The sequence below is a fragment of the Nonomuraea sp. NPDC052116 genome, from assembly GCF_040680035.1.
In the GTDB taxonomy this organism is placed as follows: Bacteria; Actinomycetota; Actinomycetes; order Streptosporangiales; family Streptosporangiaceae; genus Nonomuraea; species Nonomuraea angiospora_A.
Map to the genome: position 1 here is coordinate 103,391 of NZ_JBFAWA010000004.1, position 25,964 is coordinate 129,354.

Annotated in this window: 19 protein-coding genes; 10 read left to right on the plus strand and 9 right to left on the minus strand. The window is 70.9% G+C overall.

All coding sequences use genetic code 11. From position 1 onward, the window contains the following. Positions 1–97: 97 nt before the first annotated feature. From AB0L65_RS08585 to cysS, 5 genes are all read left to right on the plus strand, one after another. Positions 98–853 (plus strand): methyltransferase domain-containing protein, encoded by a 756-nt coding sequence (locus AB0L65_RS08585; RefSeq protein ID WP_350725518.1) that lies wholly within the window; start codon positions 98–100, stop codon positions 851–853. 115 nt (positions 854–968) lie between these two features. Next, positions 969–3,182, plus strand: coding sequence for a hypothetical protein (locus tag AB0L65_RS08590; RefSeq protein WP_364242045.1), 2,214 nt, complete (start codon positions 969–971; stop codon positions 3,180–3,182). Between the two features lie 4 nt (positions 3,183–3,186). Next, positions 3,187–5,004 (plus strand): UvrD-helicase domain-containing protein, encoded by a 1,818-nt coding sequence (locus AB0L65_RS08595; protein ID WP_364242048.1) that lies wholly within the window; start codon positions 3,187–3,189, stop codon positions 5,002–5,004. Positions 5,005–5,123: 119 nt separating this feature from the next. After that, on the plus strand, positions 5,124–6,899 hold the full coding sequence (locus tag AB0L65_RS08600) for a sigma factor-like helix-turn-helix DNA-binding protein (protein WP_364242050.1): 1,776 nt from the start codon (positions 5,124–5,126) through the stop codon (positions 6,897–6,899). Positions 6,900–6,917: 18 nt separating this feature from the next. Next, positions 6,918–8,273 carry a cysteine--tRNA ligase gene (gene cysS / locus AB0L65_RS08605; protein WP_364242053.1) on the plus strand — a complete coding sequence of 452 codons (1,356 nt, stop codon included), beginning with the start codon at positions 6,918–6,920 and terminating at the stop codon, positions 8,271–8,273. A gap of 260 nt (positions 8,274–8,533) precedes the next feature. Here cysS and AB0L65_RS08610 read toward each other — a convergent pair whose 3' ends face one another. Beyond that, entirely contained in the window at positions 8,534–9,796 is a 1,263-nt protein-coding gene (locus AB0L65_RS08610) for a serine hydrolase domain-containing protein (protein ID WP_364242055.1), read from the minus strand. 302 nt (positions 9,797–10,098) lie between these two features. On the opposite strand from AB0L65_RS08610, the gene AB0L65_RS08615 reads away from it, so the two are divergent. Then, complete coding sequence (locus AB0L65_RS08615; RefSeq protein ID WP_364242816.1) at positions 10,099–12,585, plus strand: penicillin acylase family protein; 2,487 nt, start codon at positions 10,099–10,101, stop codon at positions 12,583–12,585. Positions 12,586–12,672: 87 nt separating this feature from the next. Further along, positions 12,673–13,524 (plus strand): hypothetical protein, encoded by an 852-nt coding sequence (locus tag AB0L65_RS08620; protein ID WP_364242058.1) that lies wholly within the window; start codon positions 12,673–12,675, stop codon positions 13,522–13,524. Positions 13,525–13,584: 60 nt separating this feature from the next. Here AB0L65_RS08620 and AB0L65_RS08625 read toward each other — a convergent pair whose 3' ends face one another. The 5 genes from AB0L65_RS08625 to mshB form a co-directional block, all read right to left on the minus strand. Beyond that, a complete protein-coding gene (locus tag AB0L65_RS08625; RefSeq protein WP_364242060.1) occupies positions 13,585–14,007 on the minus strand; it encodes a hypothetical protein in 423 nt (140 codons plus the stop codon). Positions 14,008–14,321: 314 nt separating this feature from the next. After that, positions 14,322–14,993, minus strand: coding sequence for a hypothetical protein (locus tag AB0L65_RS08630; protein WP_364242063.1), 672 nt, complete (start codon positions 14,991–14,993; stop codon positions 14,322–14,324). 85 nt (positions 14,994–15,078) lie between these two features. Then, positions 15,079–15,561 carry a flavin reductase family protein gene (locus AB0L65_RS08635; protein ID WP_363970907.1) on the minus strand — a complete coding sequence of 161 codons (483 nt, stop codon included), beginning with the start codon at positions 15,559–15,561 and terminating at the stop codon, positions 15,079–15,081. 39 nt (positions 15,562–15,600) lie between these two features. Continuing rightward, positions 15,601–16,017 carry a DUF6113 family protein gene (locus AB0L65_RS08640; protein ID WP_364242066.1) on the minus strand — a complete coding sequence of 139 codons (417 nt, stop codon included), beginning with the start codon at positions 16,015–16,017 and terminating at the stop codon, positions 15,601–15,603. Between the two features lie 11 nt (positions 16,018–16,028). Beyond that, on the minus strand, positions 16,029–16,934 hold the full coding sequence (gene mshB / locus AB0L65_RS08645) for an N-acetyl-1-D-myo-inositol-2-amino-2-deoxy-alpha-D-glucopyranoside deacetylase (RefSeq protein WP_364242068.1): 906 nt from the start codon (positions 16,932–16,934) through the stop codon (positions 16,029–16,031). A gap of 72 nt (positions 16,935–17,006) precedes the next feature. On the opposite strand from mshB, the gene AB0L65_RS08650 reads away from it, so the two are divergent. Further along, positions 17,007–19,070 carry a prolyl oligopeptidase family serine peptidase gene (locus AB0L65_RS08650; RefSeq protein ID WP_364242070.1) on the plus strand — a complete coding sequence of 688 codons (2,064 nt, stop codon included), beginning with the start codon at positions 17,007–17,009 and terminating at the stop codon, positions 19,068–19,070. 97 nt (positions 19,071–19,167) lie between these two features. On the opposite strand, the gene AB0L65_RS08655 is transcribed toward AB0L65_RS08650, so the two are convergent. Beyond that, complete coding sequence (locus AB0L65_RS08655) at positions 19,168–20,082, minus strand: hypothetical protein (protein WP_364242072.1); 915 nt, start codon at positions 20,080–20,082, stop codon at positions 19,168–19,170. Between the two features lie 241 nt (positions 20,083–20,323). Here AB0L65_RS08655 and AB0L65_RS08660 point away from each other — a divergent pair, with 241 nt between their 5' ends. Further along, the gene (locus tag AB0L65_RS08660; RefSeq protein ID WP_364242075.1) at positions 20,324–21,724 is read left to right on the plus strand and encodes an alpha/beta fold hydrolase; all 1,401 of its coding nucleotides are present in this window, start codon (positions 20,324–20,326) and stop codon (positions 21,722–21,724) included. A gap of 365 nt (positions 21,725–22,089) precedes the next feature. Here the strand turns inward: AB0L65_RS08660 and AB0L65_RS08665 are convergent, their stop codons facing one another. Then, positions 22,090–22,743, minus strand: coding sequence for a MarR family transcriptional regulator (locus AB0L65_RS08665; RefSeq protein ID WP_364242078.1), 654 nt, complete (start codon positions 22,741–22,743; stop codon positions 22,090–22,092). Between the two features lie 66 nt (positions 22,744–22,809). Between AB0L65_RS08665 and AB0L65_RS08670 the strand changes: the two genes are divergently transcribed. After that, positions 22,810–23,694 (plus strand): MBL fold metallo-hydrolase, encoded by an 885-nt coding sequence (locus AB0L65_RS08670; RefSeq protein ID WP_364242081.1) that lies wholly within the window; start codon positions 22,810–22,812, stop codon positions 23,692–23,694. A 431-nt stretch (positions 23,695–24,125) separates the two neighbouring features. Here the strand turns inward: AB0L65_RS08670 and AB0L65_RS08675 are convergent, their stop codons facing one another. Next, positions 24,126–25,883, minus strand: a complete 1,758-nt coding sequence (locus tag AB0L65_RS08675; protein ID WP_364242084.1) for an ABC transporter ATP-binding protein — start codon at positions 25,881–25,883, stop codon at positions 24,126–24,128. Positions 25,884–25,964 lie beyond the last annotated feature (81 nt).

Below are 25,964 nucleotides of genomic sequence, written 5' to 3' on the forward strand. Positions count from 1 at the left end.
GGACGTTCAGGCTCTAAAGTGAGCAGACAGCACGGCCAGGGGGGCCCGTTGTCTGATCGAATGTGAGCTGATCGTCTTGCGATATGACACACCGAGCTTGGAGCGGTGGAACAGTCGCGCCTACGACAGCAGCTTCGGCTACGTCTCCACGCAGGGCGCGCCGCTGGTCGACCTGCTGGATCCGCGGCCCGGCGAGCGGGTGCTCGACCTCGGCTGCGGCACGGGCGTGCTCACCTCGCAGATCGCCTTCAGGGGCGCGGACGTGCTGGGCATCGACGGCTCCCCCGCGATGATCGAGAAGGCCCTCGCGCAGTACCCGGGGATCAACTTCATCGTCGGCGACGGGCACGACTTCAACGTCGTGAACCCGTACGACGCGGTGTTCTCCAACGCGGCGCTGCACTGGATGAGCCGCGACCCCGGGCTGGTGATCGCGCGCGTGCGCGAGGCGCTGACGCCCGGCGGGCGTTTCGTCGCCGAAATGGGCGGGGCCGGCAACTGCGCCGAGCTGACCGCCGCGATGCTGACGGCCTGGCGCGAGTACGGCCTGCGCGAACCCGATCTTCCGTGGTACTTTCCCTCGCCCGCCGAGTACGCCCGCCGCCTCGAGCAGGAGGGGTTCGTGGTCAGGCTGCTGGAATACTTCGACCGGCCGACCCCCCTGGACGAGTGCCCCGGCGGGGCCGCCGACTGGGTGCGCATGTTCGCCTCGTCGGTGCTCGAAGGACTCCCGCCGGAGATCGTGGAGCCCCTGCTTCATCGTGTGAACGAGTTGGCCGCGCCCGCGCTTCGCAGGGAGACTGGCTGGATGGCCGACTACGTGCGTCTACGCTTTGCCGCTGTTCGGCGTTGATGCGTTGTACATGATGCGTAGGGCTGATTTGCCGGACTATGGTCTGTTCCGTGGGCGGCGAGATTATGGCTGCACCGCTGCGGCGGCGGCGTGAGGGGCTGGTGAACGGAACGGGATGAACTTCTGCCTGAGCGACCTCGTACCACCGTTGAGGTGGAGCGACGCCACGACGATCACGCTGCTCACCGGGCAGCCGGAGCTGCCCGACGCGTGGTGGCGCAGTCTGCCCATGCCACACGTCCTGGCGGCCATCGGCCCCGAGTCGTTGGGCGAGCTGCTGACGGAGATCGCCCTGGAGCACTGGCCCGCGGCGGCGGTGGGTGACGTCCTGCCGGCGCTGTACGTGCTGGACCCGGAGGAGGCCGACGAGCCCGCCGTCGCGATCGCCCTCGACCGGGCCGGATCGTGGGCCGGGCTGCTGAAGCTGACCAGCAGGGAGTTGGTGGACCAGCCCTTCATCCAGGCCCGGCCGGTGCTGAACACGCTGTTCTCGGCGGTCCTGGTACGTCTGGCGCACCCGCGGACTGCCGAGCCCGCGCACCCGGCGCCGGTTCCCGCCGCGAGCGAGCAGGCGGCGCCGGCCGAGCAGCCGCCCGCCGCGGCGGCCGAGCCGGAGCCCGTGGCCGAGGAGCCGGCCCCCGAGCCGGTCGAGGAGCCCGACCCCGTGGTCCGGTTCGCCGCCGTCGGGTCGGTGATCGACGACGACCCCGAGCCCGTCGCCCACTTCGTCCCCGCCGGGTCCGTCATCGACGACCCCGAACCCGACGAGGACGCGGCCCCTCCCGAGCCCGCCGAGGCCGAGCGCCCGGCGGACGAGGAGGCCGTGGCGTCCCACGAGGGAACGCCCGAGGACGCCGCTCCCCAGCAGGACGAGCCCCAGGCCGTCACACCGGAGGAGGCCGCGGCACACGAGGACGAGCCCGAGGACGCCGCTCCCCAGGAGGACGCCTCCGAGGACATCTCCGAGGTCGCCGCTTCGCATGAAGGCGCGCCCGAGGATGCCGCTCCCCAGGAGGGCGAGCCCGAGGCCGCCTCGCATGAGGAGGCACCCGAGGCCGTCGCTTCGCACGAGAGCGAGCCCGAGGGCGTCGTTTCGGAGCAGGGTGCGGCCGAGGGCGCTGAGCCGGTGCCGGTCGCCGACGCCGAGCCGGTCGCCGACGAGGCGCCCGAACCCGAGCCACAGCCCGAGCCACAGCCCGAGCCACAGTCCGTGCTCGACGCCGTCGAGGAGCCCGCCCCCGAGCCCGCTCCCGAACCGGCCGCCCAGGAGGCGCCCGAGCAGGAGCCCGCCCCGTCTCAGGGGCAGCCGCTGCCGGACCTCATCGAGGCCGCGTTCGCCGGGCTCGACGACAAGAGCTGGGCCGTGGCCCAGAACCGCGTCTTCACCGACGAGCCCTCCGCCGTGGACCAGCTGGCCAAGCTCTTCGCCGTCCCCCCGGCCGAGATCTCCGCCACCGAGGACGAGCTCCGTACCCGCCTCGACCACTGGCTGGCGAGCGAGGAGGCGGCCCCGTACCGGGCCCATCTGGAGGAGCTGCGCAGGACCCTGGGCCCGGCCGCCCACAAGGAGCAGCTCATCGGCGCGGCCGAATGGCACAACGTGGAGATCCGCGCTCTGGAGGTCCCGGCCTGGCAGTTCGTGCTGGCGACGCTGTCTCCTCAACCGCAGCCCCAGTTGCAGCCGCAGTCGGCGTTCGGCTCGCCCCAGATGCCGCCGCCCCCTCCCCCGGGCCCGCCGCAGTTCCAGGCGTTCACCCCGGCCCCCTCGCAGGTGGAGGAGGCCAACGGCGACTCCGGGGAGCACAAGCCGTACCAGCCGCTGAAGGACGTCTCGCAGACCAGGCGCTGCTTCCGGCAGCCCGACGGACGCTGGTGGTTGCGCATCGACGTGACGGCCGAGCAGCTGGGCGGCGGCGAGTGCACGCTGCCGACGGGATTCGCCTCGTACCTGGGCCTGTCCCCCGGCGAGAGCCGGACGGTCAGGAGCGCCGCGGGCGAGCTGACCATGACGTGGCACGGCAAGCCGGTGCTCGAATCCATCGAACGCCTCCTGGTGGACGTGGGCGCGCGAGAGGGCGGGCACCTGTTCCTGACGCTGTCGGACGAGGGCGTGCTCAGGGCCCGGCACCTCCCGGTCGCCGCACAGGGCGCCGAGAAGATCACCAAGGCGCTCCGGCTGGTCGGGTACACAGCCCCGGGCGGCACCCGAGATCAGGCGGCCAGGGTGATCGCCACCAGGATCGGCATGGCGGGACCGGTCGCGCTCCCTGACCTGCTCACCAGGCTCCGCGAACGCGGGGACCGCGACCTGCTCGCCCTCCTGGACTGAGCCGGTGCCGCGGCTCGCGATCGGCCCTGAGTTTCCCAGGGAGCTCAGCGCACTGGCCCAGCCGGTGCGCAGGGACGCCGTTGTCGCGCTGCGCCGGTTCCTGCTGAACGTGGCCGGCGCCCCGCACCCCCAGCGGGTCAGGGGCTGCCGGGATCCGCGGGTCGCGACGCTACGGCTGGCCGAGGGCCATCGCGGGGTGGTGGTGCGGCAGCGGGACGTGTACTGGCTGCGTACGGTGCTGCCCGACCCCGAGGCCTGGTCGTACGCGCGACGCTTCAGGTTCGGGGTCAACCCGGTGATCGGCGTGGTCGAGGAGTGGGACGCCGAGGCGCTCGAACGCGTCGAGCCCGCGTTACGCCGATCGGCCAGGTCGTCCGGGCTGTACGACCCGATCTGCGACGGCGACCTGATGGGGCTCGGCCTCGACGTGCACGCGCTGCCACTGTTCAGGCTGATCACGACCGAGGCCGACGTGGCCGCGCTCGAACCCCTGCTCCCGCCGACCCAGCACGTCCCGCTCGCCGTGCTGGCCCGCGGCGGCACGCTCGCCGAGGCGTGGCGGGAGCTGGACGCCTGGCGCGCCTCCGACGAGGACACCGGGCCGATCGACCCCGAGGACCTGCACGCGGCGCTGCGCCGCAGCCCCGACCGGGCGGCGTTCGTCGCGGACAAGGTGGAGCTGGACCGGGTGCTCGGACTGCCTGCCTGGTGCACATTTCTCGACCCGCCGCAGCACCGGCTGGCCAGGGCCGCCCGCTTCCAGCAGCCGGTGCTGGTCGTGGGCGGGGCGGGCACCGGCAAGACGGTCGTCGCCCTCCAACGGGCCGCTCACCTGGCCGCGCACGGGTCGGGGCCCGTGCTGCTCGTGACGTTCTCCCAGGCGCTGGCCGAGGACCTGTCGGCGAAACTGGACCTGCTGATCGAGGACGAGGTGGTCCGCAAGCGGGTCGAGGTCGGCAACACCGAACGCCTGGCCCTGCGCATCGTGGCCGACGCCGAGGGCCGCCGCCCCGCGCTGGTCGGCCCGGGGGCGCGGACGCTGGCCCAGCTCACGGACGAGGCGCTCCGGGTGCTCTCCCTGGCGACGGGCGACCTGCTCGACGACGTGGACCCGGGGCGCAAGCCGTACCGTCACATCATCGTGGACGAGGCGCAGGACATCAGCCCGTCGCAGTGGCGGCTGCTGCGCGCGGCGGTGCCGCGGGCTCGCGACGACCTGTTCGTGGTCGGCGACCCGCACCAGCGGATCACCGACACGCGGGTGGCGCTCGGCGCGGTCGGCATCCCCGCCGTCCAGCACACGCTGCGGCTCTCCTACCGGATGCCCCAGGAACTGCTGTCCTTCGTGGTACGGCTGCGCGGCGGCCCGGCCAGCGGCCTGGTCAAGGGCACGACCAATATGTACGGCTTCCGCTCGACGCGTAACGGCGACCGGCCCATCGTGAGGGCGTACGAGACGCCGGAGTCGGAGCTGGCCGGACTGCGGAGCACGGTCGAGTCGTGGCTGGCGGACGGCGTGCCCGCGGACGAGATCGCCGTCGGCGCGCGCAATCCGCGGCTCGTGCGGGATGCCAGGCGGGCGCTGGACGGGCTGGACGTACGGGCCTCGACGTTCCAACATCTCAAGGGGCTGGAATTCGAGCGGGTGGCGCTCATCGGCGTGGCGGAAGGCGTGGTGCCCGAGCCGCCGCCCGAGGAACCCGACGCTCGGGCTCGTGCCCTGCAACGTGAACGGAGCATACTGTTCGTCGCCTGCACGCGGGCTCGTGCGATGCTCTATATCTCCCATTCCGGAAGAGGCAGCCCGTTTTTGTCACTCTAATCACATAGTCTGAACTGCGGATATATCTTCCCTTTGCCGGTTGGACGTCAATGAACCTCAGCCTGAGCGACCTCGCGCCACCCCTGCGATGGACCTCCCCTGGTCAGATCGCGCCGATCGTGGAGGAGCCACAGCTGCCCGAGGCCTGGTGGCAGGCGATCCCCCTCGATCGCGCGTGCGCCATGGTCGGGACGCAGGCCGTGGCCGGCCGCCTGGCCGACCTCGCCGTGGCCTGCTGGGGTCATCTGATGGTCGGCGACATCCTCCCGTTGCTGCGTTTCTCCGACCCCGCCGAGGCCGAGCGGACACCGGAGACGCTGGGCAAGGACGTGGTGCAGAAGCTGTTCACCGGCGTGTTCGAGCGGCTGCTCGAACCGGCGCCCGAGGCCGCGCCCGCGCCGTCCAGGCCGGACCGGCCGCTGCCCGAGCTGATCGACGACCTGTTCGGGGCGCTGGACGACCGGCAGCGGGCCATCGCCCGCGACCGGCTCTACGCCGCGCAGCGGGCCACGCTGGACGAGCTGGCCCAGCGTTTCTCGGTCACGCGGGAGCGGATCCGGCAGATCGAACGCGACCTGCGCGACCACGTGGAGGCCTGGCTCGGCAAGCCGGACGCGTCGGCCCTCGTCGCGCACGTCTCCTGGCTGCGCGGCCGGCTCGGCTCCGCGGTCCCGGCCGACGACCTCCAGGCCGCCGTGCCGTGGCACCGGGCCGAGCTGCGCTCGCTGGGGATCCCGGCGTGGCGGTTCGTGCGTACGCTGCTGACCGGCTACGAGCAGTCCGACGGGTGGCTCGTGGCGGGCGGGGCCGACGAGCTCCGGGAGAAGACGCGGCAGCTGTTCGCCGACGGGCCGCGGCCGCTCGGCGAGGCGGTGACCATGGTCACCCAGCTCGGCGTGCGCGAGGACGTGGCCGAGCGGTGGATCCTGGCGGTGCCGCAGCTGCGCGTGCTGGGCCAGCACGTCGTGCCGTGGCCGCGCAGCATCAACGAGAAGGCCGAGGCGGTGCTGGCGGTGGCGGGCGCGCCGCTGTCGCCCGAGGAGATCCAGGAGCGCATCGGCGAGGACTACAGCCTGGTCGGCATCCGCAACCAGCTCACCGCCGACGAACGCTTCCGCCGGGTCGACCGCAACAAGTACGGCCTGACGCGATGGGGCGGCGACGAATACCTGGGGATCAGGGAGATGATCGCCAGGGAGATCGAGCGGGCCGGCGGCGAGGCCTCAGTGAGCACGATCGTCACCAACCTGACCGCCAAGTACGAGGTCAGCGAGAGCTCGGTGCGGGCGTACTCGGGCGGGCCGGGCTTCGAGCGGACGCAGCGGGGCTGGATCCGGGTGGCCGGCACCTCGCCGACCGGGGAGGCGGAGCCGTACCAGCCGCGCAAGGACGTCTCGGAGACGCGGCGCAGCTTCCGCTCCCGCGACGGCCGCTGGTGGCACCGGGTGGACGTCAACGCCGAGCACCTGCGCGGGTCCGGTTCGCCGCTGCCCACAGGTTTCGCCGCCTACCTGGGGATGGCGCCGGGCGGGCAGCTCACCGCCTCGACCCCGTCCGGGGACGTGGTGATCAGCTGGCACAACCAGCCGACCATGGGGTCGATCCGCAACGTGCTGGCCGACTTCAAGGCGAGCGAGGGCGACCACGTGTTCCTGACCGTGTCGGACGGGGGCGAGCTGCTGACCCGCTACCTGCCGGCCGCGCCCGTCGGGATGCCGCCCGTGAACCGCGCCCTCTACCTCATCGGCTACACCGCTCCCGTCAGCTCGGAGCTGGAGGGGCTGCGGCTGATCGGGGCCAGGATGGGGATGCCCGACACGGCCGGGCGCGAGGACGTGCTGGGCAGGCTGCGCGAGCGCGGCGACCGGGACATCCTCGGCTTCCTGGGGGGCTGACGCGGCTAGGCTCGGAGCATGCTCCGGATCTACGACACGCGTGCCCGGCAGGTCGAGGAGATCGCCGCGGGGCGGGCGGTGCGCATGTACACGTGCGGGCCGACCGTCTACCGCCACGCGCACGTGGGCAACCTCCGTACGTACCTGCTGTCCGACCTGATCAGGCGGGTGCTCGAACGGCGGCGGGTACGCGTGCTGGCCTGCCAGAACATCACCGACGTGGGCCACCTGACCGACGCCGGCTCCGACAAGGTGCTGGAGCAGGCGCGGGCGGAGGGGCGCTCGGTGAGCGAGCTCGCCCGCTTCTACGAGGACGCCTTCAGGAACGACACCTCGACGCTCAACCTCCGTCCGCCGGAGCACACGCCCCGGGCGAGCGAGACCGTCGACCTGATGATCGAGCTGATCGCCAAGCTGATCGAGCGGGGACACGCGTACGAGGTGCCGGACGGGTCGGTGTTCTTCGACGTCCAAACCTTCCCCACTTACGGCGAAATTTCGGGAAATCGCCTGGACTCGCTCAAGCCCGCCCACCGCATCGACGCCGTCGACCCGCGCAAGCGCTTCCACGCCGACTGGGCCCTGTGGAAGCCCTCCTCGGGAGACCTCACGTGGGACTCACCCTGGGGCCGCGGCTTCCCCGGGTGGCACGTCGAATGCTCGGCCATGTCGCTCCGCTTCCTCGGCTCCAGCTTCGAGATCCACGTCGGCGGGATCGACCTTCGTTTCCCGCACCACGAGGACGAGCGGGCCCAGTCCAACTCGGCGACCGGGCACGAGGTGGTGCGGCACTGGGTGCACGGGGAGCACCTGCTGTTCGACGGCCGAAAGATGGCCAAGTCCACGGGGAACGTGGTGCTGCTGTCGGACGTGGCCGCGGCCGGGCTCGACCCGCTCGCCGTACGCATGGCGTTCCTGGAGCACCGCTACCGGCAGCAGCTGAACCTGACCTGGGACACCCTGCGAGCCGCCGACCGCACGGTGCGGCGGTGGCGCGCCCGGGTGGCCGAGTGGTCGGAGTCGCCCAGCGCGCCGATGGCCGCGGACTACGCGGAACGGGTGGAGGCCGCCTTCTCCGACGACCTGGACACGCCGTCCGCGCTGCGCATCCTCCGGGACCTGGAACGCGACGAGTCCGTCGCGCCCGGCGCCAAGTTCGAGACGTTCCTGCATCTGGACCAGGTGCTGGGGCTCGACCTCTCGACGGAGATCGGCAAGGCGCGGGTGCTGCCTCCCGGGGCCGGGGAGCTCTTGGCGGCGCGGGACCGGGCGCGGGAGGCCCGGGACTGGGAGGAGGCGGATCGGCTGCGGGAGGAGCTGGCGGAGATGGGGGTACGCGTCGCGGACACCCCAGACGGCCAATCCTGGACCTGACCCCCACCCGCCTGCGCCCTCACCCCGCTACCCGCACCGTACCCTCGCCCGCCCAACGCCGCTTGACGAGACACCGCCACCCACCCAACACCGCCCCACAAGACGCCGCCGCCCTGCCAGACGCCGCCCGCCCAACGCCACCCCGCCAGCCACCACCACGTCCTCCGCCACCCGCACCGTCCTCTCCGACAACGATCGGCCGGCAGGGAGCGGCGACGTCCGCCGCCGATCCCGCTCACGATGCGCCCTGCGCCGGAGACTTATCGGGAGAAGGCGGCCAGGGCGATGCGCAGCGTTCTGTCGTTCTGGCCCGATGCCTTGGCGTCGGTGGAGTTGACCGAGTAGACGAGAACCCGGCTCAGGTCACGGGTCGCGCCGACGCCGGCGGCGTAGCCGTACCGCGCGCCGGTCTTGCCGTAGGCGACGATCCCGCCCGGCAGAACGAGCCGCGTCATGCCCGAGGTGTAGACGGCCGGCTGGTTGCCGCATTGGTCGTACATCGTCACGTCCGGGACCGTGAACATCGGCTCCAGTTGCGCGGCCGGCACGACCTTCCCCGAGAACAGCGCCTTGACGAACTTCTCCAGGTCCGCGGCGGTGGAGATGAGATCCCCCGAGGCCCAGGTCGAGGTGACGCTGGTCTCGGTCATGTCGACCACGTGGCCCGCGCCGTAGGCGATGGCGCCGTCGAAGCCCGCGGGCACGGCCTGGTAGCCCTTGTGGTGCGGGCCGCGGATGCGCGGCGAGGTGCCGGGCAGGTAGCTGTCCCGCATGCCGAGCGGGCGCAGGATCCTGGACGTGACCTCGTGCTCGTACGAGCGTCCGGTGATCTTCTCGATCAACATGCCCGCCACGAACGTGTTGGTGTTGAGGTAGTGCTGCCTGGTGCCGGGCGCGAACTCGATCGGGTTGCGCACGGCCAGCCCGACGTACTCCTCAGGCGTCCAGGTCCTGAACCGGGTCCGGTAGACCCAGTCGAACGTGCCGGTCAGCTCGGGCGCGGGCAGCCCGCTGGTGTGGTTGAGCAGCTGACCGACGCGGACCTCGGGGTAGGAGTCGGGCAGCAGGCCGGGCAGGTAGTCCTGGACGGTCCCGTCGAGTGAGATCTTGCCCTCGGCCACGAGCTGCAGCACGACCGCGGTGGTGAACATCTTGGTCACGCTGCCCGCACGGAAGCGTACGTGCGCGGAGGCCTTGCGCCGGGTGGTGATGTCGGCCACGCCGGTCACGCCCCGCCATGAGCCCTTCGTACCGCTCACCCGGACGATCGCGGCGGTGGCGTCGGCCGCGGGCAGGTCCTTGATGGACTGCTCCAGCGCGGTGGCGTTGACGGGAGGGACCGGCGCGGCCGGATCGGGCCGGACCACGGCCGGTGGCGGGCAGGCACTCGGCGTGGGGGCCGGGGTGGTGGGGGCCGGGGTGGTGGGGGCCGGGGTGGTGGGGGCCGGGGTGGTGACGGCCGCTTGAGCGGGCGTCGCCACGAGGAGGGTGGCGAGGGCGAGACCGGCGGCTGACAGCTTCATCGGAGCATCTCCAGGTGAGAGGGGTGCAGGTGGAATGCGCCCATCCTGTCGATCAGCGCCGCCGCCGCGGATCGCCGGTGCGATCGATTTCTCACTCACTCTCACGAGGGAGCGCCGGGCTCGCCCTCGCGCCGCCCTCCGCTCGGCGGACGCGGCGAGTGAGGGAGGGGTGATCGCCCGTAACCAGGCCCCTCAAGTCCTCCTCCCAGGGTTGCGGAAGGCGGCCGGAGGAGTGATCTCGGGCTGACAGACTTAGTGCCAGTTCGGCGGAGATGGAGGTGTCGGTGAGGCCCTACGCGTGGATGCCGCGGCCGTTGCGGTGGTTCGCCCGGGTGCTGTCCGTAGTGCTCGCGCTGGTCCTGGTGCTGGCAGGGGTCCTCGTCTACACGGTGCGGAAGTCGTTCCCGCAGGTGGACGGGTCGCTGCGGCTGCCAGGCCTAACCGGGAATGTGGAGATTTATCGGGATAAATACGGAATCCCGCACATCTACGCCGACACCGCAGCGGACCTGTTCACGGCTCAGGGGTTCGTCCACGCCCAGGACCGCTTCTACGAGATGGACTTCCGCCGTCACCTGACCTCCGGCCGCCTCTCGGAGCTCTACGGCAAGGCCACCGTCGAGAACGACAAGGCCATCAGGACCATGGGCTGGCGCAAGGTCGCCGAGGAGGAGCTCCCCGACCTGGCCCAGGACACCCGGGACTACCTGGACGCGTACGCGAGAGGCGTGAACGCCTGGCTCAGCGCCAACCCGAACGCCTCCGACCGCAGCCTCGAATACTCCATCCTGAAGATCCAGAACGGCGGTTACCAGCCGGAGAAGTGGACCGCGGCCGACTCCGTGGCCTGGCTGAAGGCCATGGCCTGGGACCTGCGCTCCAACATGGAGGACGAGATCGACCGGGCGCTGGCGCTGACCAAGCTGCCCAAGGAGCGCGTCGAGCAGCTCTACCCCGGCTACCCGTACGACCGCCACAGCCCGATCGTCACCGAGGGCACCATCGACCAGGGGCGCTTCAACCAGCACGCCGAGCCCCAGCAGCGCGCCGACCGCGCGATCGCCCAGGCCGCCAAGACCCTGGACGCCGTACCGAGCACGATGGGCACGGAGGACCGCGAGGGCATCGGGTCCAACTCGTGGGTGGTCTCCGGCGAGTACACCAAGAGCGGCAAGCCGCTGCTGGCCAACGACCCGCACCTGTCGCCGCAGATGCCCTCCGTCTGGTACCAGGCGGGGCTGCACTGCAGGAAGATCACGGCGGCGTGCCCGTACGACGTGACCGGGTTCACGTTCTCGGGCGTGCCGGGTGTGGTCATCGGGCGCACCGACAAGATCGCGTGGGGCTTCACCAACCTGGGCCCCGACGTGGCCGACCTCTTCCTGGAGCAGGTGCAGGGCGACACGTACCTGTACAAGGGCCAGCAGGTGAAGCTGGAGACCAGGAAGGAACAGATCAAGGTCGCGGGCGGCGCCCCGGTCACGATCACGGTCAGGAGCACCCGGCACGGGCCGCTGATCAACGACGTCATCGGCAGCGCCAAACCCAGCGGCGAGGCCAACGCGGTGGCGTTGCAGTGGACGGCGCTGACACCGGGCCGGACGGCCGACGCCGTCTTCGCGCTGAACAAGGCGGGCGACTGGCAGGAGTTCAGGGCGGCGGCGGCGCTGTTCGACGTGCCGTCCCAGAACCTGATCTACGCCGACACCACGGGCAAGATCGGCTACCAGGCTCCCGGGCGCATCCCCGTGCGGGCCAAGGGCGACGGCACCTGGCCCGTCCCGGGATGGACGGGCGAGTACGACTGGTTGACGGCCCCCATCCCGTACGACCAGTTACCTTCGGTGGAGAACCCGGCCGACGGGTTCATCGTCACGGCCAACAACGCCGTCATCGACCCCAAGCGGTACAAACCCCTGCTGACCAAGGACTGGGCGCACGGCTACCGCTCCGAACGCATCCGCGACCGCATCAAGGAAGCGCTCAAGAAGGGCCCGATCGACGCGGCGACCATGTCGGCGATCCAGCAGGACACGTACAACGGTTTCGCCGAGACGCTGATCCCGGCCCTGATGCAGGTGGACCTGGCGGGACCCAGCGGCGAGGCCAGGCAGTTGCTGAAGACGTGGGACCGCATGCAGGGCCTCGACTCCACCGCCGCCGCCTACTTCAACGCGGTGTGGCGGCAGGTGCTCACGCTGACGTTCGACGACGACCTGCCGGAGGCGGCGCGGCCGGCCGGAGGGGACCGCTGGTACGAGGTCGTCAGACGCCTGCTCGACGCTCCTGACGACCCCTTCTGGGACGACGTGACCACCAAGAACATCAAGGAGACCCGCGACGACGTCCTCCGCCAGGCGCTCGCCTCGGCGTACCAGGAGCTGTCGGACCGGCTCGGGCCGGAGGTCAAGTCCTGGCGCTGGGGCGACCTGCACCAGTTGAAGCTGGTCAACGGCTCGCTGGGGACCTCGGGGATAGCTCCGGTGGAGGCCCTGTTCAACCGCGGGCCGCTGGCCGTGGCGGGGGGCAAGGACGCCGTGAACGCCACGGGGTGGAACGCCCAGAAGGGGTACGAGATCACCGCCGTCCCGTCGATGCGCATGATCGTCGACCTGTCGGACACGGACAAGTCCCGATGGATCAACCTGACGGGCGCCTCCGGACACGCCTTCCACGACAACTACTGGGATCAGGCGGAGGCCTGGGCCAAGGGCGACCTGCTGCCGATGTACGCGAAGCCCGAGTCGATCAAGAAGGCGGCCGTCCACACCCTCAAGCTCACCCCCTGACCGCCCGGGTCGTACGACCAGGGTTGTAGAGGCGATCCAAACCCTGGGCCGACGCGCCGGCCCCCGCCGCCTTGTCACCATGGCGGCATGAATCGCCTCTGGTACCTCATCGGAGTCCTGCTGGTGCTCGCGGGCCTCGTTCACCTGGGCGTGTTCGTCGTGGACGGCGGGCCGTGGGAGGGCGCGGTGTCGTGGCGCAAGCCGTTCACGTTCGGCGTATCGTTCGGGCTGAGCGTGCTGACCCTCACCTGGGTCTCCCAGTTCGTCCGGCTCCGCGCCCGCCCACTCGTGGTCGGCGCCTTCGCGGTGGCGTCCACGCTGGAGGTGGCCCTGATCACCCTCCAGGCGTGGCGAGGCGTCCCGTCCCACTTCAACATGGAGACCGCCTTCGACACGGCCGTCGCGAGGACCCTGGCGGTAGGCGGCGGCGTCCTCGTCGCCATCGGGATCGTCATGACGATCGCCGCGTTCCGTCCCGATCCGGACCTCGCCCCGAGCATGCGCCTGGCCGTACGCGCGGGCTTCGCCACGCTCCTCGCCGCCATGGCGTTCGGCGCCGTCATGATCGCCCGTGGCGTCGTCGAGGTGGTGACGGGAAACCAGCAGCTCGCGTACACGGTGGCCACGACCCTGAAACCCGCGCACGCGATCTTCATGCACGGCGTCCTCCTGCTGCCGGCCCTGTCCTGGCTGCTGTCCCGCACGCTGCCTTCCGAGGGCTCCCGCGTCCGCTGGATCCGCCTGGCCACCTGGCTCTACGTGGCCACCGCCACCGCCGTCTCGGCCCTGGCCCTGGCGGGCATCGAGCCCGTGTCCCCCTCCACCGCCTCCGTGCTCTGCGCCGGCGCCATCTCCGGCCTGGCCATCGCCTCGCTCATGCTGGGCCGGCTGAAGGGCTCGTCAAGACGCGCTCCTGCAGCGCAGGGATCGCCCCACTGAGACCGCCCCCGCCTCACCACAGGGACCGCTCCACTGACACCAGAGGCACGCGCCCCGGCCTCACTCGCCGCCGCTCCGCCGTCGCCACCACAGCCGGGCGCGGGGGTAGCCGCCGTCCTCCAGATCGGCCAGGCGCTCGAAGAGGTTGTACGTGGCCTGGTTGCCGCAGACCATCACCGACACGAGCATCGACAGCAGATAGAGCGGCAGCATGGGGAGGCCGACGCACCAGGCCCACTGGGTGGCGTGCCGGCCCTCGTGGCGGACGAGTCGATCGGGGAGCGCGTCCCACCTGGTCAGGACGACGTTTCCCACGGTGAACGCCCCCGCGATGGGGAAGCGGTAGCGGTAGCCGAAGGCCAGGATGAGCCCGTCGGGGCCGGGGTTCCTGGTCGCGCCACCGATGATCGAGATCAGCAGACCGAGCGGCGTGGCGAGGTTCACGTAGTTCGCCACCCGCCGGAACCGGAAGCGCCTGTCCATGCGTCTCAGTCTTGACCAATCTTGACAAGTCGGAATAATGATCCCCGTCCTGAAATCTCCCACAAGAGCAGGATTATGAGATTCTCCATCCTGGGCGCGCTGCTCGGCACCGTCGCACTGGCAGGAGCCGGCGGAGTGGCGATCACCCAGACGTCAGCAACCGATCCCCTACGATCCACTGACAACCGACTAGGCGCTCTAGGCGCAAACGTGGCGTTAACCACCGTCCCGACCACGAGTCCGGCACCCACGGAGACTCCCACGATCGGGGAGTACACCGCCACGACGAAGGTAGTCAAGAGGCGAGGCGTCTCCTACCTGAATGTATCGATCACAGACGCGCAAGCTGCTCTCTTCTCGATCAAGCAGCGGGTTTGCAAGGGCAGATCCTGCAAGACGACCAGCGTCGACTTCCCGGTGACCGAGGGCTCGGGCGAGTCCACGGAGCGGCTCGGCCGGGGCACGTACAAGAAAAAGGGCAAACCGGCGGTCGACATGACGCCCCTCCCGACGGTGACGGTGAAGGAGCAGGTCACGGTCACCGAGCCGGGGCCGACGGTCACGCAGACGGTGACGTTCACCTGCCAGCCGAGCGTCGAGCCGACGGAAACCCTGCCGCCGCCGACGACCGTTCCGACGGAGACCCCTCCGCCGACGACCGGGCCGACGGACGCGGTGACGCCCACCGCCACGGGCACGGAGTCCCCGCCGGTCACCGACCCGCCGACGCCGACCCCGACCCTGACTGACAGCGCGACCGAAACTCCCACCGGAGCTCCGACCGAAACCCCGACCACGACCCCCACCACGGGCCCGACCGAGACATCCACCACGAGCCCGACCGACTCCGTGACACCGACGGAGAGCGCGCCGGGGATCCCCACCTGTCCGCCGCCGGCGGAGGAGCCAGAGCTCCCCTCCGAGACCCCGCCGGACACGTTGACGCCGACCGGCACCAGCGTCCCGACTACGACTGCGACCACCACGCCGTCGGAATCGACCAGCGCTACCACTCAGTAGCCGGCCGGGAAGCGAGCAAGTGAGCGGGCCAGGCCACGCGCCTGGCCCGACTCATGCCCGCCAGAGGGTCTTGTACTGCCCTTCGTGGTACAGCAGCGGCGCCCCGTCCGAAGGCGTGTCCAGGGCCGTCACCTGGCCCACCACGATCGAGTGGTCCCCGCCGTCGTGCACCGCCGTCGTCACGCACTCCACCGTCGCGATGGCCCCGTCGAACAACGCCACCCCCGACTCCCCCAGGTGATGCGGCCACCGCGCGAGCTGCCCGTTCAACGGCCGGCCCCGGTGGGCGAAGAAGCGCGAGGCGTCCTCCATCGAGGCGGGCAGCACGGAGACCCCCCACACCCCCGCCTCCAGCACCGCGTCGTGGAACCGGGCCACCTTCTCCGCGCAGAACAGCACGAGGAGCGGATCAAGGGAGACAGAGGTGAACGAATTCACCGTCATCGCATGATCGACATCGTCCAGCCTGGTGGTGACGATCGCGACTCCGGTGGCGAAGCGACCGACGACCTTGCGGTAAGTCTCAGGGTCCACTGGCCGCTCGATGGAATGCACGAACGCTACTTTATGCCGCTACATAGAGTTCTTCTCAGGGTACCCATGCAAGAGCCACGATCCCCCCTCTGACGAGGGCGAAAGCAGATAGGCCACCACAATGGCCGTCAACCCTCCGTACAGGTACACGTACCCGGGCGGACCATTCGCGATCACCAGATCGCCGGCGCTCAGCTTCAGCGTGAACGGCATCGTGACCAGCAGCCATCCGACCGCCGTCATGAAAGCCCCGAGCTTGCCCCGCATCAGCTTGCCCGCCCCGAGGCACACCGCGAACAACGCCAGCACCCACACGACCGCCGCGATCGGCACGGGCCCCAACTGCCGCACCGCATGCGTGAAGCCGCCCACGACCCCCATGACGACGCCGAGCACGAACAGCATGCCGTACGCCGCTCCGCCCAGCGCCGACTCGGCCTGGCTGCGATGTTCCATGTCGCACGAGGTTAGTGGATGCCCGCGAAGAGATCGTTCTCGCGGGTGTGCGGTTCGCCCAGACCGCCCGCCTCGATGGGCGGGCCGGGCACGGCGGGCCCGGGCACGCCGATGGCCAGCCGGTAGTGCTCGACGCCCAGGACCTCCTGGCCGATGTTGTTGGACAGCGCGAACCACGGTTCGTCCACGACGATCTGCGTGGCGTGCGCCCGCATGGCCTCCGCCTTGTCGCCGATCCACGGGCGGGCGTCGATCTCGGTGGTGACGTCCTCGTCCGCGTTGCCGAACGGCATGTCCTCCACATCCTCCACCAGGAAGCCGACATCCGCCGAGCGCAGCGCCTCGGTCGTGCGCCGCATGACGGATCGGGCGAGGGCCGTGTGGTAGAACTTCGCGATCTGCCACGGTTCGCCCTCGCCGAAGTCCGGTTTCGCGGCCAGCTCGAACGCTCTGCGCGAAACCCGGTGCGCCTGGATGTGGTCGGGGTGCCCGTAGAAGCCGTTGTCGTCGTACGTGACGAGGACCTGCGGGCGTACCTCCCGGATGACCTTGACGAGCTCCCCCGCCGCCTCGTCGAGGTCGGCGCGCCAGAACGCCTTCGGGTGGTCGTTGGACGCCACCCCCATCATGCCCGAGTCCCGCCAGCGGCCCGGCGCGCCCAGGAAGCGGTGGTCCTCGACGCCGAGCGCCCGGCAGGCGGCGGCGAGCTCGTCGATCCGGTACGGCCCGAGCGCGTCGTCCTGGTCGGCGGCCAGGTGGGCGAGATCAGCGGGAATGACCTCGCCTTCCTCGCCGAGAGTGCAGGTCACGAGCGTGACGTGGGCTCCTTCGGCGGCGTACTTGGCCATGGTCGCCCCGGTGCCGATCGACTCGTCGTCCGGATGGGCGTGTACGAGGAGGAGCCGTCGATCAGTCATAGGGATGAGCGTACCGACGGGCTCCGGACGCCATTGCGCAGGTTCCTCATCGGCGGTGGCAGGATTGGGCCCATGAGCGAGAGCTTCCCGCGACTGTCTGCCAGGACCCGCCGGTTCACCCTCGGAGTGCCCAGGAGCTTCACGATCACTCCGGACGGCGGCCGGGTGGTCTTCCTCCGCACGAAATCGGGCACCGATCCGGTGACGTGCCTGTGGGAGCTCGACACCGACACCCACGTCGAGCGCCTGGTCGTCGACCCGCGCGCGCTCGACGCCGACGAGGAGAACCTGCCGCCGGAGGAGCGGGCCAGGCGCGAGCGCAGCCGTGAGGCGGCGGGCGGCGTGGTCGCGTACGCCACCGACACGGACGTCACGCGGGCCTCCTTCGCCCTGTCCGGCGCTCTCTACGTCGTGGACCTCGCGACCGGTCAGGCGCGCCGGCTGGACACGCCGGGTGCGGTCATCGATCCCCGTCTGTCCCCGGACGGGGGACATGTCGCGTACGTCACCGGCGGCGCGCTGCGCGTCCAGGACCTCGCGTCCGGCGAGGACCGCGCGCTGGCCACGCCGGAGTCGGAGACCGTGACGTACGGGCTGGCCGAGTTCATCGCCGCCGAGGAGATGAGCCGGATGCGCGGCTACTGGTGGGCGCCGTCGGGCGACGCGCTGCTGGTCGAACGCTCCGACGAGGCCCCGGTCCACGTCTGGCACATCGCCGACCCGGCCAACCCCGACCGTCCCGCGTCGGCCCAGCGCTATCCGGCCGCCGGCACGCCCAACGCGGTCACCGAGCTGTTCGTGCTGGGGCTCGACGGGTCGCGGGTCGCGGTGCCGTACGAGGAGGAATACCTCACGACGGCGGCCTGGGACTCCCACGCGCTCTCGATCGTGACCCTGACGCGCGACCAGCGCACGATGCGGCTGTTCACGGTGGACCCGGCGACGGGCGCGGCCGCGCTGGTGCGCGAGGACACCGATCCGGCCTGGGTCGACATCGTGTCCGGCGTGCCCGCGCACCTCGACGACGGGTCGCTGGTGTGGGTGGCCGCTTCGGAGGGTGGCAACCGGCTGTTCGTGGGCGACCGCGCGGTCACCCCGCCCACGCTGCAGGTGCGGGCGGTGCTCGACGTCGATCACGACAGCGTGCTGTTCAGCGCGAGCGGCGATCCGACCGAGGTCCACCTGTGGACGTGGGACGGCCATTCGCTGCTGCCCGTCTCGACCCGTTCTGGGGTGTTCTCGGGGCGGATGTCCGGCGGCGTGGGCGTCCTGACCGAGCAGAGCCTCGACGCCGAGGGCGTCTCGACCACGGTCGTGCGGCGCGACGGCATGGCGGTGCCGATCCCGTCCTTCGCCGAGCGGCCCGGGCTCGACCTGCGCGTCTCGCTCGGCCGTTCCGGCCGTCGCGAGCTGGCCACCGCCGTCGTGCTGCCCTCGTGGCACGAGCAGGGCTCCGGGAAGCTGCCGGTCCTCATGGACCCGTACGGCGGGCCGCACGCGCAGCGCGTGCTCAACCGGCGCGGCGCGTTCCTGGAGAGCCAGTGGTTCGCCGAGCAGGGCTTCGCGGTCATCGTCGCGGACGGGCGCGGCACCCCTGGCCGGGGCCCCGAGTTCGAGCGGTCCGTGCTGAACGACCTGGCGACCCCCGCGCTCGACGACCAGATCGACGCCCTGCAGGGGGTGGCCGAGCAGTATCCCGACGATCTCGACCTGACGAGGGTGGCCATTCGCGGCTGGTCGTTCGGCGGCTTCCTGGCCGCGCTGGCGGTGCTGCGGCGACCGGACGTGTTCCACGCGGCGGTGGCGGGGGCGCCGGTGACCGACTGGCGGCTGTACGACACGTGCTACACCGAGCGATACCTGGGCCATCCGGACGAGCAGCCTGAGGTGTACGAGAACTCTTCGCTGTTCGCGGACGCGCCCAAGCTCGAACGCCCGCTGCTGCTGATCCACGGCCTGGCCGACGACAACGTGGTGGCCGCCCACACGCTGCGCCTGTCGTCCGCTCTGCTCGCGGCGGGCCGGCAGCACAGCGTGCTCCCGCTCTCGGGGGTGACGCACATGACGCCCCAGGAGGTCGTGGCGGAGAACCTGCTGCTGCTCCAGGTCGACTTCCTGAAGAAGTCGCTGGGCTGACCCACTGACGCGGGGGCTTCACCTGCACAGAGCTTCACTGACGCAGAGCTCCACTTACGTGGGGCTTTGCTGACGTGGGGCTTTGCCGACGTGGGCTTCACTGACGTAAGGCGTCGAGCGCTCGGGACACGGCCAGGCCGGCGATCACGACGCCACCCAGGACGATCATGATGACGTACGTGGGAACCGCCAGCAGGGTGAGCTCACCCTGCACGATCGCCAGGATGAGCACGGCGAGCAGGGTGCCGGCGACGCCCCCACGTCCCCCGTCGGCCACCGCGCTCGCCGCGCCGGTGCCGTTCAAAGGGCTCGAGAGGCTCGGAAGGCCGGTGCCACCCAGGAGAACGGCCGCCAGCGCGAACACCATGGTGAACAGCCCCTGAGAGCCCGGCTGCGCCGCTCCCAGCCGCAACAGCAGCACGAACCCGCCCAAAGCAGCGAGCACACAGGACCCGGCCAGCCCGACGAGAGGGCCGACCCACCCCTTGGTCAGCCACTGCCGGAACTCCCGCCGCGCCCACAGCAGCCCGCCCGCCACCGAGACGACGGCGAACACCGCGAACCCCACCACGGGCGAGAGCGACGGCGCCGCCGGCAGGAGGATCGTCCTGGCCTGGGTGAACGCGAGCGACAACGCGTCGCAGACCACGGCGGCGGCGAGCGTGACCGCCCAGGCCGGCGCCTCCAGCAGCACCGTGAACGCCCCCATGACCAGCCCCGAGAGCACGGCGAGCAGGATGACGAGGAGCACTCCGACGACCAGCGGCATGCCGAGGACGACCACGACGGAGGCGATGAGCACTCCGGACAGCGCGGCGACCGAGCCCACGGCCAGGTTGGGCGTGCCGGCGCGCATCGACAGGGAGAGCGCCACGGCGACCAGGCCGAGCGGCGCGGAGGACGCGAGGATGTTCAGCAGGTGCCCGCCGGGAGCGGTGAACAGGACCATCCCCAGCCCCAGCACCGTGACGACCCCGAGCGCGCCTTCCCAGACCCACTGCCATTTGCCCACGCCGTCGATCGTGACAACGCCACCCCACCGCCGCAAGACCCATCCCACCCGCAAGGGCCCGTCTGGTCGCCTCCGCCTCCAGGCCGAGCCCGGCGGGCGCTGGGCCGAGGTGTCCCCACAGACCCTCGCCAACCGGTCGGGGCGGGCAGCGGTCTGACAACCCCTGGTAGGACCCGCACCCCCAAAAGACCAAACCCTGGTCCGACGCGCTTCCACCTCCCCCTCCGGCATCGTGAACGCCATGCTCAAGCCCCTCACCATCACCCTGGCCTTGCTGGGCATGGGGACCTTGCCGACCACCTCGGCGTCCGCGGCGGCCACCGCCGGCGGGCCGCAGCAGTGGCAGACCTGCCCCAATGACAAGATCGGCATGGAGTGCAGCGACCTCCAGGTCCCGGCCGACTGGCAGAAGCCGGACGGCCGCAAGATCACCCTCAAGCTGGGCCGGCTGAAGGCCACCGGCAAGTCCGAAGGCTCGGTCCTGATCGCCTACGGCGGCCCCGGCGGCCCCGGCATCGGCATCACGCAGTCCGCCTCCGACTGGTGGACCAAGCTCCGCGAACGCATGGACATCGTCACGTGGGACACCCGCGGCTACGGCGAGCAGTTCGGGGGCCTCAGCACGGGCCTGCAGTGCGCCTGGACCCGCGTCCCCATCCCCGACGCACCCCGCGACGACGCCGACTTCGGCCGCCTGTCCGACACCAACCGCGGCTACGCCGAGGCCTGCCGGCTCAAGGATCCCGAGCTGTTCGCCAACATGAGCTCGGCAGACCAGGCCAGAGACATGGAGGCCATCAGAAAGGCCCTCTGCGACGACAAGCTCAACTACTACGGCGCCTCCTACGCGGGCTTCTACGGCCAGGACTACGCCCGCCTCTTCCCGGACCGGATCCGCACGATGGTCCTCGACGGCACGTGGAGCCACAGCGCCGCCGACTGGGAGCGCGAGCTGGAGGAGATGGCCAAGTCCAACGAGCAGTTCCTGCGACGCTTCTTCACCTGGTGCGCCTCCAACGACTGCGCGGACGTCCCCGCCCTCTGGCGCACACTGATCGCCCGAGCCGACCACACCCCCATCCCCACGAAGACCGCCAACGTCGCCTACAAGACCCGCGACCTCCAGAGCTTCGCCCTGGGCCTGGCCCGCCAGGGCACCGCCGCCTGGCCCAAGCTCGCCCAGGCGATCCGCAAGGCCGCCGATGGCGACGCCTCCGACTTCGTCCCGCAACGCGGCGCCCGCTACCCCGACCAGGCCACCGGCGTCACCGAATGCGCCGACTGGCCCCGCTTCGCCAACCGCAAGGAGATGACCGCCGCCATCAAGCGCCTGCAACGCGTGGCCCCCAACACCGGCACGGCCAACACCCTCGCCTCAGCGACCCTGGGCTGCATCGGCTGGCCCCAGCCGGTCACCAACCCGCCCACCCCTCTCCCCAAGGGCCTCCCACCCATGCTGGGAGCAGGCGCCTGGGGCGAGTCCGACGCGGTGACCCGCGTCCTCTCCCAGGTGCCCGGCAGCGCCACCATCCGCCACAACGGCCCCGGCCACACGCTCTACGGCGCCAACCCCTGCGCCCGCGACCACATCAACCGCTACTTCACCGACCGCACCATGCCCCCCACCAAAACAGAATGCTGACCCCACACCCCTGACCCCACAAATCGGACGCCCTCGTGGCGGTTGGGATGACTCGGGCAGGGCCCACCGGCTGGGCCGCCCCCGTGACGGTTAGGACAACTCGGGCAAGTGGCACGCCGGTTCGGCCGCCCCCGTGGCAGTTGGGACAGTCCGGGCAGGGGACGCCGACTGGGCCGCCCCCGTGGCGGTTGGGATAATTCGGGCAGGGGACGCCGGCTGGGCCGCACGCTCAGCGGTTAGGACAACTCGGACAGGCGACCTGCCAGCTGGGCCGCCTGCGCGGTGGTTGGGACGACGCGGGTGTGTGACGCGTCGAGGCGGACGTCAACCGGAGGGCAAGCTGCTCCGGTTATCGCACCACCCGCTTATCGCACCACCCGCGTGAGGAGGTCGTTGAGGGCGGCCTGCTCTTCCGAAGTGAGCCGGGCCAAGGGTGAGGCCTCGGTGAGCAGGTCGATCAGTCGCTCGCGGAGCGCGACGCCTTCGGAGGTCAGCACGAGCTGCTTGGCCCGGCGGTCACCGGGATGAGGGCGCCGTTCGACGATGCCCTGCTCCTCCAGCCGATCGACGACGAAGGTGGCGTTCGACGGCTCGCAACTCATCCGATCGGCCAGGTCGCGCATGGTCATCGGGCCGGTGAGTTCGCGCAGCGCCACCGCCTGGGCCGCCGTCAGGTCCAGCGCGGCGGCCCGCTCCCTGATATGGCCCTCGATCTGCTTGGCCAACGCACCGACGAGGCCGCACAGGTTCCGCTCGGCAAGGGCACGCTCCGCACTGCCGGCAGCGTTGCCACTGGCGGCATCCACACGCGCGACATTCACACTGGTGGCGTCATCGCTCGTGGCATCTCCGCTGGCGGTGGCAAGCCTGGTGGCGTCGCCGCTGGCGGCGTCCCCGCTCGTGATGGCAAGCCTGGTGGCGTCATCGCTGGCGGTATCACCACTCGTGGTGGCAGGGCTGGCGGCGTCACCGCTGGTGGTGGCAAGGCTGGCAGTTGTGGCGGACTCGGGCGACTTCACACCGTCAGGATAGCTCAAGTATGCATATTTGCAGCTTTAATAGTTCTAGTTGTAAGTTTCTCTGCCATGAACAGCTACGAAGAGCGTCTGCGTCGGCCGTCCTCTGCCCGTTCCCTGCAACTCGGCGAGCTCAAGATCAGCTATGTGCCTGACGGCGCGGTGCAGCTCAAGCCGTACGGGTGGTTGCTCGAAACGACAGAGCAGGATTGGAAGGACAACGCCGCCTTCCTCGACCACACGGGGAACCTCGTGGGCAGCATCGGTGCGCTGTTGGTGGAGTACGGCGAGAGGGCCTTGTTGATCGATGCCGGCGTTGGGCCGGTATCCGTACCCGACGATCCGGAGAATCCGAAGATCGGCTCCATCCGTGGTGGCGAGTTGCTCGACAACCTTGCCAAGTTGGGTCGGCGGCCCAACGAGATCGAGGCGGTGGCCTTCACCCACCTGCACCTCGACCACCTCGGCTGGGCCTGGCACCCCGCACCCGCCAGCAACCGTCCCGCGTTCACCGAGGCCGACTACCTGATCTCTGAGCCCGAATGGGAGCAGCGGCAGCTGAGCCTCGAGCAGGGGACGACCGACGAGATGCTCGCCGCGCTGGCACCCCGGGTCCATACCGTGCGGGACGACGAGGAGGTTTTCCCGGGGGTGCGGGTGGCGCTGGCTCCCGGGCATACGTTCGGGCACGCCACGTACACGATCACGTCCGGCGGTCAGCGGTTGATCGCGTTCGGCGACGCTCTCCACTCCTCAGCCCAGATCCGGCATCCCGACTGGTTCGCCGGTTCGGACCTGGACTCGGTGGAGTCGACGGTGCACCGGCACCGGCTGGTCAACGAGCTGCAGCGTCCGGACACGATCGGCTTCGGCGTGCACTTCGCCGACGTGGTGTTCGGCCGCGTCGACCACACCACCGACGACGACGGCCCGACCTGGGTGCCCGTAGCATGACCCCCATTTGCCTAACACCCGCGCCGCCGTCTGATGCCCCCGGTGCAGCGCATAGACCACCTCACCGCCCGATGTCCCCGCGCGACACGTAGCCCCCATTTCCCGGCGCCGGATGTCCCGGCGCGGCGCGTTTCCCCACTGCCCGACGTCCGAGTGTCAGCGCGAAGGCCGACAACACCACCCGACGTCCAACGCAGCGGCGCCATCCGATACCCAGCGCGGCGCTCCTCGGACGTCCTGGCGCGGCGCGTAACCCCTGCTGCCCGACGCCCGAGTGCAGCGCGGAGGCCGCCACACCACTCGACACCCAGCGCAGCGGCGCCCGATGTCCAGGCGCGGCGCGTTTCCACTGCCCGACGCCCGAGTGCAGCGCGGAGGCCGCCACCCCGCTCGACGCCCAGCGCACCCGGGTTTTCGGTTGGGTGGGTGGTTTAGGAGGAGGTGGTGGTTGGGGTGCCGTGCCAGCTGGTCCAGAGGGCGGCGTAGGAGCCGCCCTCCGCCACCAGGTCATCGTGGGAGCCCAGCTCGCTGATCCGGCCGTCCTCCACGACCGCCACCCGGTCGGCGTCGTGGGCCGTGTAGAGGCGGTGGGCGATCGCGATCACGGTGCGGCCGTCGAGGACGGCGGCCAGCGAGCGTTCGAGGTGGCGGGCCGCTCTGGGGTCGATGAGGGAGGTGGCCTCGTCCAGGACCAGGGTGTGCGGGTCGGCGAGCACCAGGCGGGCCAGGGCGAGTTGCTGCGCCTGGGCGGGTGACACCGCCAGGCCGCCGGAGCCCACCTCCGTCTCCAGGCCCGCAGGCAGGGCGAGGATCCAGCCCAGGGCGTCCACGGCTTCGAGCGCCTGGCGTACGGCCGCGTCGGAGGCGTCCGGGCGGGCGATCAGCAGGTTGTCGCGCAGCGAGCCCTTGAACACGTGGTGCTCCTGCGTCACCAGCGCCACGTGCCCTCGCAGTTCGTCCAGCGGCAGGTCCACGAGCGGGACCCCGCCCACCGACACCGAGCCGGTACGCGGTCCGTGGATGCCCGCCAGCAGCCGGCCCAGTGTGGACTTTCCGGCCCCCGAAGGGCCCACCATGGCGAGTCGTTCGCCGGGCCGGACGGTCAGGGAGACGCCGTGCAGCACGTCCCGGCCCTCCCGGTACGCGTATCGGACGTCGGACGCCTCCAGCAGCTCGCCCGAGGGACGCGAGGAGCCGGCCGCACGGTCGTCGGGGACGTTGGCCACGCCCAGGAGCCGGGCCATGGACGCCCCGCCCACCTGCAGCTCGTCGATCCACATCAGGAACCTGTCCAGCGGGTCGATCAGCTGCTGCGCGTAGAGCGTGGCGGTGGCCACCTGGGAGAGCGCCACCCAGCCATTGGTGTAGAACAGGCCCCCGACCAGCAGCGTGGTCACGACGGGGATCACGTAGCCGAGCTCGACGGCGGGGAACCACACCGTGCGGAGCCCGAGCGTGTAGCGCTCAGCGGCGAAGGAGCGGCTGATGTCGTCATCGGTACGCGATCGGCGGCGCGCCTGTAGGCCGAGCGCCTCCACGGCACGGGCGCCCTCGACGGTTTCGGCCAGCCCTTCCGTCATGTCGGCATAGGCGGCGTTCTCGCGGAGATAGCCGTCTCGTGCCCGCTTCAGGTACCAGCGCGTGGAGACCCAGATCACCGGCCCGGCGATCAGCATCGGCAGCATGAGCAGGGGGCTGACCAGCAGCAGCGCACCGATCGTGATCAGGAAGGTGACCAGGGCGATCAGCGTCTCCGGGACGGCGTTCCGTACGGTGCGGGACAGCGCGTCCACGTCACGTGAGGTGCGGGTGATCAGGTCGCCGGACCCGGCCCGCTCGACGGTGGACAGCGGCAGCCCGAGCACCCGGTCCACGAACTCCTCGCGCAGCTCCGCCAGCACCTTCTCGCCGAGCTTGGCGGAGGCCAGCACCGCGAACCGCATGAGCGCACCCTGCAGCAGCAGGAAGCCCCCGATGGCGGCGGCCACGACGGCGACGTTGACCTCGACGCCGTACTGGACGTCCTCCACCAGCCCGCCGAGCTGCCACGGCACCGCCAGCCCCGCGACGGCCGCCAGGCCGTGCAGGGTCAGCGCGATCGTGAGCTGTCGCGGGTAGCGGAGGGTGAGCCGCCTGGCGTAGGCGCGCACCTGTTTTCGATCGGCGACCGGCAAGATCTCGCGGGCCATCCTGCTTCACCCCTTCCGAACGAACGAGCGAGCGAGCGTTCCGAATGTGCACCGTGCCCGCCGGTGGTCCCATCCGTCCCG

Bases quoted from the DNA above. Each gene is read 5' to 3' on its own strand.
- AB0L65_RS08590 (WP_364242045.1), top strand. From the start codon at position 969: ATGAACTTCTGCCTGAGCGACCTCGTACCACCGTTGAGGTGGAGCGAC.
- cysS (WP_364242053.1), top strand. From the start codon at position 6,918: ATGCTCCGGATCTACGACACGCGTGCCCGGCAGGTCGAGGAGATCGCC.
- AB0L65_RS08610 (WP_364242055.1), bottom strand. From the start codon at position 9,796: ATGAAGCTGTCAGCCGCCGGTCTCGCCCTCGCCACCCTCCTCGTGGCG.
- AB0L65_RS08615 (WP_364242816.1), top strand. From the start codon at position 10,099: ATGCCGCGGCCGTTGCGGTGGTTCGCCCGGGTGCTGTCCGTAGTGCTC.
- AB0L65_RS08620 (WP_364242058.1), top strand. From the start codon at position 12,673: ATGAATCGCCTCTGGTACCTCATCGGAGTCCTGCTGGTGCTCGCGGGC.
- AB0L65_RS08625 (WP_364242060.1), bottom strand. From the start codon at position 14,007: ATGGACAGGCGCTTCCGGTTCCGGCGGGTGGCGAACTACGTGAACCTC.
- AB0L65_RS08640 (WP_364242066.1), bottom strand. From the start codon at position 16,017: ATGGAACATCGCAGCCAGGCCGAGTCGGCGCTGGGCGGAGCGGCGTAC.
- mshB (WP_364242068.1), bottom strand. From the start codon at position 16,934: ATGACTGATCGACGGCTCCTCCTCGTACACGCCCATCCGGACGACGAG.
- AB0L65_RS08650 (WP_364242070.1), top strand. From the start codon at position 17,007: ATGAGCGAGAGCTTCCCGCGACTGTCTGCCAGGACCCGCCGGTTCACC.
- AB0L65_RS08660 (WP_364242075.1), top strand. From the start codon at position 20,324: ATGCTCAAGCCCCTCACCATCACCCTGGCCTTGCTGGGCATGGGGACC.
- AB0L65_RS08670 (WP_364242081.1), top strand. From the start codon at position 22,810: ATGAACAGCTACGAAGAGCGTCTGCGTCGGCCGTCCTCTGCCCGTTCC.
- AB0L65_RS08675 (WP_364242084.1), bottom strand. From the start codon at position 25,883: ATGGCCCGCGAGATCTTGCCGGTCGCCGATCGAAAACAGGTGCGCGCC.